Source organism: Streptomyces sp. NPDC055254, assembly GCF_053606025.1.
The window spans coordinates 490,016-498,222 of the sequence record NZ_JBSGQV010000001.1; the positions used below are offsets into that span (position 1 = coordinate 490,016).

The following is an 8,207-nucleotide window of genomic DNA, read 5'->3' on the forward strand; positions in this document are numbered from 1 at the left end:
TGATCTACGAGGGGACGAGGATCATGCCGGAACCGGTAGCAACGGGAACAGAACGGGACGCGGCGAGTCCGGGCAGCAGGCCGGGCTCGCCGTCTCCGAAGGCCATCGCCGCGTGGGTGCTCGTCGGACTCGTCGGCGCCATCGGGTGGGGCGTGCTCGCCCTCTCCCGCGGCGAGGAGATCTCCGCCGCCTGGCTCCTCGCCGCGGCGCTGGGGTCGTACGCCATCGGCTACCGCTTCTACGCCCGCTTCATCGCGCGGCGCGTACTGAGGGTCGACAAGACCCGCGCGACGCCCGCCGAACGCCTTGACAACGGTGTCGACTTCCACCCCACCGATCGCCGGGTGCTCTTCGGCCACCACTTCGCCGCCGTCGCCGGCGCCGGGCCGCTGGTCGGACCCGTGCTCGCCGCGCAGATGGGCTACCTGCCGGGGACCATCTGGATCGTCGCGGGCGTCATCTTCGCGGGCGCCGTCCAGGACATGGTCACGCTGTTCTTCTCCACCCGCCGCGACGGCCGCTCGCTCGGCCAGATGGCCCGGGACGAGATCGGCCCCGTCGGCGGAGCCGCCGCGCTGGTCGCCGTGTTCGCCATCATGATCATCCTGCTGGCGGTGCTGGCGCTGGTCATCGTCAACGCGCTCGCGCACTCCCCCTGGGGCGTCTTCTCGATCGGCATGACGATACCGATCGCCCTCTTCATGGGCTTCTACCTCCGCGTGCTGCGCCCGGGCCGGGTCACCGAGGTCTCCGCCATCGGCGTGGCCCTGCTCCTGCTCGCCATCGTCTCGGGCGGCTGGGTCGCCGAGTCCTCCTGGGCGGACACCTTCACCCTGGAGAAGGAGACGCTGGTCATCTGGATGGTGGCCTACGGCTTCTTCGCCTCGGTCCTGCCGGTGTGGATGCTGCTGGCGCCCCGCGACTACCTCTCCACCTTCATGAAGGTCGGCACCATCGCGCTGCTGGCGCTGGGCGTGGTCATCGCGATGCCCACGCTGAAGATGCCCGCCGTCACCGACTTCGCCACCCGCGGCGACGGCCCGGTCTTCGCCGGCTCGATGTTCCCGTTCGTCTTCATCACCATCGCGTGCGGGGCCCTGTCCGGATTCCACTCCCTGGTCTCCTCGGGCACCACGCCGAAGATGATCCAGAAGGAGACCCAGGTCCGGGTCATCGGCTACGGCGCGATGCTCACCGAGTCCTTCGTCGCGATCATGGCGATGATCGCGGCCTGCATCATCGAGCCCGGCCTCTTCTTCGCCCTGAACTCCCCTCCCGGCGTCATCGGCACCACCGTCGAGACCGCCTCGCAGGCAGTGACGAACTTCGGCTTCGCCATCAGCCCCGAGGCCCTCGCGCAGGCCGCGAAGGACGTCGAGGAGACCAGCCTGCTCTCCCGTACCGGTGGCGCGCCGACCTTCGCACTCGGAATGTCGGAGATCTTCTCGGCCGTCATCGGCGGCACCGCGATGAAGGCCTTCTGGTACCACTTCGCCATCATGTTCGAGGCGCTGTTCATCCTGACGACGGTCGACGCCGGTACCCGCGTCGGGCGGTTCATGCTCCAGGACACCCTCGGCAACGTGCACAAGTCCTTCAAGGACGTGAGCTGGAAGCCCGGCGTCTGGTTCGCCAGCGCGATCGTCGTCGGCGGCTGGGGATACTTCCTGTGGGTCGGCATCAAGGACCCGCTGGGCGGCATCAACCAGCTCTTCCCGCTGTTCGGCATCGCGAACCAGCTGCTCGCCGCGGTCGCCCTGGCGGTCTGCACCACGCTGCTGGTCAAGTCCGGGCGGCTCAAGTGGGCCTGGGTGACGGGCGTGCCGCTCGCCTGGGACGTGTCGGTCACGCTCACCGCGAGCTACCAGAAGATCTTCTCGCAGGACGTGAAGGTCGGCTTCTTCGCCCAGCGCGACAAGTACCAGGCGGGCATCGACGCGGACAAGGTGCTGCCGCCCGCGAAGACCATGGACGAGATGCACACCGTGGTCACCAACGCCACCGTGGACGGCGTGCTGTCGGCGCTGTTCGCGGTCCTGATCATCATCGTGCTGATCGACGCGGCCCGGACCTGCTTCAAGGCCATCGCCCACCCGCAGTCCGTGAAGCTCTCCGAGGTCCCGTGGACCGAGTCGAAGATCATCGCGCCGGCCGGCCTGATCCCGACCGCCGAGGAGCGTGCGGAACTCTCCGCCGCGGGCCTCGACTCGAACGGCGGCCGGGTGAAGGAGCAGGAGCCCGCGGCCTCATGAGCGCGCTGCGGGCAGTCCTGGCCAAGACCTGGTTCTACCTGCGGGAGTTCTCGGGAGAGGCCGCGTACGACCGCTACCTCGCCCACGCCCGCTCCCACGACCCGGACGCGGAGGTCCTGACCCGCAGGGCCTTCGAGCGCGCCCGCACGGACTCCCGCGAGGCGGACCCCCGCGAGGGCTTCCGCTGCTGCTGAGGCCGTACGCACGGCTCCGCGGCCACGAACGGGTCGTCACCTCCCCACCAGGAGGCGGCGGCCCGTACGCGTGCGCGCGCTCCGTGTGCCCGGGGCGCCCCGGGACGCGGCCGGCGCACACTCGGCGGGACCGCCCCCGAGGCCTGCCTCGCCGACCGGCACCCTCGACTTCGACGAGCGGGACCCGGCCCCGATCGAGGGCCCGGCGCCGCTCACCCACCGGCCCCCGCTCCGTGGGTACCGGCTCGCACCGTAGCCACGCCGACACAACATGTGGGGGCTACCGCAGACACCCGCCCCCACATGTATGCTCATGGCTGCTGTCGCCGCAGGGGAATCCGGTGCGAATCCGGAACTGTCCCGCAACGGTATGAAATGCGCTGATCAGTGCATCGCAAGTCCGAGGACCTGCCGACAGCGCGCCCGGCTCGACCGAACCGGGTGTCGTACGTCCGGGCCTCGCGGTTGGGCCGAGGGACGCCATGCGGTGCACGTACTGCCTGCCCTGTCCGGGCCGACGCGTGCCCAGTTCCGCATGCGCCCGCTCGCGCGCCGCTCCGCCGATGACCGGACCGAGCGAGGGAGAGCTCCCCCCGTGACCATCGCGCCTTCCGCACCGCGCTTCGAGTCCGTCGACACCGAGACCGCGGCCGAGCCCGGGGGGCCCGGGGCCGCTCTGCTGCGCACCCTGACCGAACTCACGGCGGACCTCCCCGACACCGACCCCGGCCGGGTCGCCGCCGCCGCGCTGCGCGGCCGCAGCTCCGTCGCCGACGAGGCCGAGCTGCGCGGCCTGGCCACCGAGGCCGCCGCCGGTCTCATCTCCGAGGACCCCGCGTACTCCCGGCTCGCCGCCCGGCTGTTGACGCTGGCCGTAGCCGACGAGGCCGCGAGCCAGGGTTCCACCTCCTTCTCCGCGTCCGTCGAGGTCGGCCACCGCGAGGGGCTCATCGCCGACCGCACGGCGGAGTTCGTCCGCACCCACGCGAGCCGGCTGGACGCGCTGGTCGAACACTCCCTGGCCGAGGGCGCCGACGACCGCTTCGGCTTCTTCGGCCTGCGGACCCTGCACAGCCGCTACCTGCTGCGCCACCCGATCACCCGCCAGGTCGTGGAGACCCCGCAGTACTTCATGCTGCGCGTGGCCTGCGGTCTCGCCGAGGACCTGAGCGTCCAGGCCGTCGAGGAAGTCGCCTCGCTGTACCGCCTGATGAGCCGCCTGGACTACCTGCCGTCCTCCCCCACGCTCTTCAACTCCGGCACCCGGCACCCGCAGATGTCCTCCTGCTACCTGCTGGACTCCCCGCTGGACGAGCTCGACTCGATCTACGACCGCTACCACCAGGTCGCGCGCCTGTCGAAGCACGCCGGCGGCATCGGCCTCTCGTACTCCCGCATCCGGGCCCGCGGTTCGCTGATCCGGGGCACCAACGGGCACTCCAACGGCATCGTGCCGTTCCTCAAGACCCTCGACGCCTCCGTCGCCGCCGTGAACCAGGGCGGCCGCCGCAAGGGCGCCGCCGCCGTGTACCTGGAGACCTGGCACGCGGACATCGAGGAGTTCCTGGAGCTCCGCGACAACACCGGCGAGGACCAGCGCCGTACGCACAACCTGAACCTCGCCCACTGGGTGCCGGACGAGTTCATGCGCCGCGTGAACGCCGACGCCGACTGGTCGCTGTTCTCCCCGGCCGACGTCCCCGAGCTGGTGGACCTGTACGGCGACGACTTCGACGCCGCGTACCTGAAGGCCGAAGCCGCCGGGCTCGCCAAGAAGTCGATGCCCGCCCGCGACCTGTACGGCCGGATGATGCGCACCCTCGCACAGACCGGTCAGGGCTGGATGACCTTCAAGGACGCCTCCAACCGGACCGCGAACCAGACCGCTCTGCCCGGGACCGTGGTCCACTCCTCGAACCTCTGCACCGAGATCATCGAGGTCACCAACGACGGCGAGACGGCCGTCTGCAACCTCGGCTCGGTCAACCTCGGCGCGTTCGTGCTGAGCGAGTCCGGCGAGATGGACTGGGAGCGGCTCGACGAGACCGTCCGCACCGCCGTGACGTTCCTCGACCGCGTGGTGGACATCAACTTCTACCCGACCGAGCAGGCCGGCCGTTCCAACGCGAAGTGGCGCCCCGTGGGCCTGGGCGCGATGGGCCTGCAGGACGTGTTCTTCAAGCTGCGGCTGCCCTTCGACTCCGCCGAGGCGCAGGCCCTGTCCACGAAGATCTCCGAGCGGATCATGCTGGCCGCGTACGAGGCCTCCTGCGACCTCGCCGAGCGCAACGGCCCGCTCCCGGCCTGGGCCGAGACCCGCACCGCCCAGGGCGTGCTGCACCCGGACCACTACGGTGTCGAGCCGACCTGGCCGGAGCGCTGGGACGCGCTGCGCGCCCGCGTCGCGAAGTCCGGCATGCGCAACTCCCTGCTGCTCGCCATCGCTCCGACCGCGACGATCGCCTCGATCGCCGGCGTCTACGAGTGCATCGAGCCGCAGGTGTCCAACCTCTTCAAGCGCGAGACGCTGAGCGGTGAGTTCCTCCAGGTCAACGCCTACCTCGTGGACGAGCTGAAGGAGCTCGGCGTCTGGGACGCGCAGACCCGTGAGGCGCTGCGCGAGTCCAGCGGCTCGGTCCAGGGCTTCGGCTGGATCCCCGCCGAGGTCCGCGAGCTGTACCGCACGGCCTGGGAGATCCCGCAGCGCGGCCTGATCGACATGGCGGCGGCCCGCACCCCGTACCTCGACCAGTCGCAGTCGCTGAACCTGTTCCTGGAGACGCCCACCATCGGCAAGCTCAGCTCGATGTACGCGTACGCCTGGAAGAAGGGCCTGAAGACCACGTACTACCTGCGCTCGCGTCCGGCGACGAAGATCGCCCGTGCCGCGTCGGGCGCGGCCGCCGTCCCGGCCGCCGCCACTCCCCTTCCGCAGGCCGTCGACGCCGACGCGCTGGCCTGCTCCCTTGAGAACCCCGAGTCCTGCGAGGCCTGCCAGTAATGAGCTCCACCCAGAAGAACCTGCTCGACCCGGGCTTCGAACTGACCCTGCGTCCGATGCGCTACCCGGACTTCTACGAGCGCTACCGCGACGCGATCAAGAACACCTGGACGGTCGAGGAGGTCGACCTCCACTCGGACGTCGCCGACCTGGCGAAGCTGACGCCCTCCGAGCAGCACATGATCGGCCGGCTCGTCGCGTTCTTCGCGACCGGTGACTCGATCGTCTCGAACAACCTGGTGCTGACCCTCTACAAGCACATCAACTCCCCCGAGGCGCGTCTGTACCTGTCGCGCCAGCTGTTCGAGGAGGCCGTGCACGTCCAGTTCTACTTGACGCTGCTCGACACCTACCTGCCCGACCCGGACGACCGGGCGGCCGCCTTCGACGCGGTCGAGGAGATCCCCTCCATCCGCGAGAAGGCGCAGTTCTGCTTCAAGTGGATGGACTCGGTCGAGAAGATCGAGCGGCTGGAGTCGGCGGCCGACCGCCGCCGCTTCCTGCTGAACCTGATCTGCTTCGCCGCGTGCATCGAGGGGCTGTTCTTCTACGGCGCCTTCGCCTACGTGTACTGGTTCCGTTCGCGGGGCCTCCTGCACGGTCTGGCCACCGGCACCAACTGGGTGTTCCGCGACGAGACCATGCACATGAACTTCGCCTTCGAGGTCGTGGACACGGTCCGCAAGGAGGAGCCGGAGCTCTTCGACGAGGCCCTCCAGCAGCAGGTCACGGACATGCTGAAGGAGGCCGTGGAGGCGGAGCTGCAGTTCGGCCGCGACCTGTGCGGTGACGGCCTGCCGGGCATGAACACCGAGTCGATGCGCGAGTACCTGGAGTGCGTCGCCGACCAGCGTCTGGTCCGGCTCGGCTTCCCTCCGGTCTACGGCTCGCAGAACCCGTTCTCCTTCATGGAGCTGCAGGGCGTCCAGGAGCTGACCAACTTCTTCGAGCGCCGCCCGTCGGCCTACCAGGTCGCCGTCGAGGGCACGGTCGACCTGGACGAGGACTTCTAGGCCGGGCCGCCGTCCCCGCCCACGGGAGAGATCCTCGTGGGCGGGGACGGCGCTTCTGCCTCGTGGCGGGCTCCGGTTCACTTGCCGGGCGCGTGCCGCAGCGCGATGCGGGCCGGACGCGGGCCGGCCCCTTCCCGTCTGTGCCCGTCCCGGACGATCTGCGCGCGGTGCCGGGCGGCGCGCAGCTGCCGGTCGATCCGCCGGTCCCGGACGATTCCGTAGAAGGCCGGGGCGAGCAGCAGGGCGGCGGCCGCCAGGACGATCAGGTAACTCAGGACCTCGTTCGTGTTCATGACCCCACTGTCCGCGCGGGAGCGAAAACCGCACAGTGGCAGGACTGTCACAGGAGACCGAATTACTGCCACTATGGAGGGATGCTGAAGGTACTCCCGTGCTGACCAACGTCGCCGTGGCCGTCGTCAACGGCGTGGCCCCCTTCGAGCTGGGCATCTTCTGCGAGGTCTTCGGGATCGACCGCAGCGAGATGGGCCTGCCGACCTATGACTTCGCCGTCTGCGCCGCGGAGGACAATCCGACGCCCGTCGGGGACGGGCACTTCGCCCTCACCCTCCCGTACGGGCTGGAGCGGCTGGAGGAGGCCGACCTGATCTGTCTGCCGGCCGACCGCGACGCCGCCTCCCGCACGTACCCCGATGCGCTGCTGGCCGCCCTGCACCGGGCCGTGGACCGCGGCGCGCGGCTGCTGAGCGTGTGCAGCGGCGCCTTCCTGCTGGGCGCGGCCGGGCTCCTCGACGGCCGGCGCTGCACCACGCACTGGATGCACGCCCCGGAACTGACCCGGCGCTATCCGCGCGCCCTGGTCGACCCCGACGTGCTGTACGTGGACGAGGGGCAGGTCGTCACCGCCGCCGGTACCGCCTCGGGGATCGACGCCTGCCTGCACGTCGTCCGCCGGGAGCAGGGCGCGGAGGTGGCCAACACCATCGCGCGCCGGATGGTCGTGCCGCCGCACCGGGACGGCGGGCAGGCCCAGTTCATCGCGCGGCCGCTGCCGCGCACCTCCTGCGACACCGTGGGCGAGGTGATCGATTGGATGGCCCGCCACCTGGAGGACGAGATCACCGTCGAACAGCTCGCGGAGCGTGCCCACATGTCCCCGCGCACCTTCGCCCGGCGCTTCCTCCAGGAGACCGGCACCACCCCGTACCAGTGGGTGCTGCGCCAGCGGGTACTGCTCGCGCAGGAGCTGCTGGAGTCCACGGACGACACGGTCGACGCCGTCGCCGGCCGGTGCGGCTTCGGCAACGCGGCCGCCCTGCGCCACCACTTCCTGCGGACCCTGGGCACCACCCCGAACGCCTTCCGCCGCGCCTTCCGGGGGCCGCGCGCCGCCGCGTGATGGCCGAGAACCGCAGGCAGTTGTCCCGATCCACCCCCGTGCGTAGTCGAGTGGTGGCGTACGGTGAACGGGCTCGGGCCGGCCGCTCCGCACAGTGGTCCCGCCGCGCACCTCTGACCACAGCCCTGGGGGGCCCTCATGTCCCGTACCGCCCGCATCATCACCGCCGCCGCGTTCGCCGTCCTGCTCGTCGGCGGCGCGGCCGCCACCGCCGCCGCGGACAGCGGCTGGGGCGACGCGCCGGCCGACAGCGGCTGGGGTTCGGCCCCCGCCGGGAACGCGGCGGACTCCGTCCCGCGGGACCCGGCGCCGCAGGGGTGAGCAGCGCCGCTGGTGTCGCGGGCCTTCTACCCGTACACGCAGTTCCGCAGCGGCACGGGCCCCGGC

Annotated in this window: 7 protein-coding genes and 1 riboswitch; of the genes, 6 read left to right on the forward strand and 1 reads right to left on the reverse strand. The window is 70.7% G+C overall.

Annotated features, from left to right (window positions below):
* The first annotated feature begins 23 nt into the window (after positions 1–23).
* From ACWFQ8_RS02150 to ACWFQ8_RS02165, 4 genes are all read left to right on the forward strand, one after another.
* Positions 24–2,252, forward strand: coding sequence for a carbon starvation CstA family protein (locus tag ACWFQ8_RS02150; RefSeq protein WP_453784295.1), 2,229 nt, complete (start codon positions 24–26; stop codon positions 2,250–2,252).
* Positions 2,249–2,446, forward strand: coding sequence for a CstA-like transporter-associated (seleno)protein (locus ACWFQ8_RS02155; protein ID WP_453784263.1), 198 nt, complete (start codon positions 2,249–2,251; stop codon positions 2,444–2,446). The genes ACWFQ8_RS02150 and ACWFQ8_RS02155 overlap by 4 nt, the downstream gene beginning before the upstream one ends.
* A 297-nt stretch (positions 2,447–2,743) precedes the next feature.
* Positions 2,744–2,876, forward strand: a riboswitch (cobalamin riboswitch).
* Between the two features lie 165 nt (positions 2,877–3,041).
* On the forward strand, positions 3,042–5,447 hold the full coding sequence (locus ACWFQ8_RS02160) for a ribonucleoside-diphosphate reductase subunit alpha (protein WP_453784264.1): 2,406 nt from the start codon (positions 3,042–3,044) through the stop codon (positions 5,445–5,447).
* Positions 5,447–6,460, forward strand: coding sequence for a ribonucleotide-diphosphate reductase subunit beta (locus tag ACWFQ8_RS02165; protein ID WP_453784265.1), 1,014 nt, complete (start codon positions 5,447–5,449; stop codon positions 6,458–6,460). The genes ACWFQ8_RS02160 and ACWFQ8_RS02165 overlap by 1 nt, the downstream gene beginning before the upstream one ends.
* Before the next feature lie 77 nt (positions 6,461–6,537).
* Here ACWFQ8_RS02165 and ACWFQ8_RS02170 read toward each other — a convergent pair whose 3' ends face one another.
* A complete protein-coding gene (locus ACWFQ8_RS02170) occupies positions 6,538–6,753 on the reverse strand; it encodes a hypothetical protein (RefSeq protein ID WP_453784266.1) in 216 nt (71 codons plus the stop codon).
* 98 nt (positions 6,754–6,851) lie between these two features.
* Here ACWFQ8_RS02170 and ACWFQ8_RS02175 point away from each other — a divergent pair, with 98 nt between their 5' ends.
* Together ACWFQ8_RS02175 and ACWFQ8_RS02180 are read left to right on the forward strand one after the other, a co-directional pair.
* A complete protein-coding gene (locus ACWFQ8_RS02175) occupies positions 6,852–7,820 on the forward strand; it encodes a helix-turn-helix domain-containing protein (RefSeq protein WP_453784267.1) in 969 nt (322 codons plus the stop codon).
* Between the two features lie 138 nt (positions 7,821–7,958).
* Positions 7,959–8,141, forward strand: coding sequence for a hypothetical protein (locus ACWFQ8_RS02180; RefSeq protein WP_453784268.1), 183 nt, complete (start codon positions 7,959–7,961; stop codon positions 8,139–8,141).
* Positions 8,142–8,207: the final 66 nt, after the last annotated feature.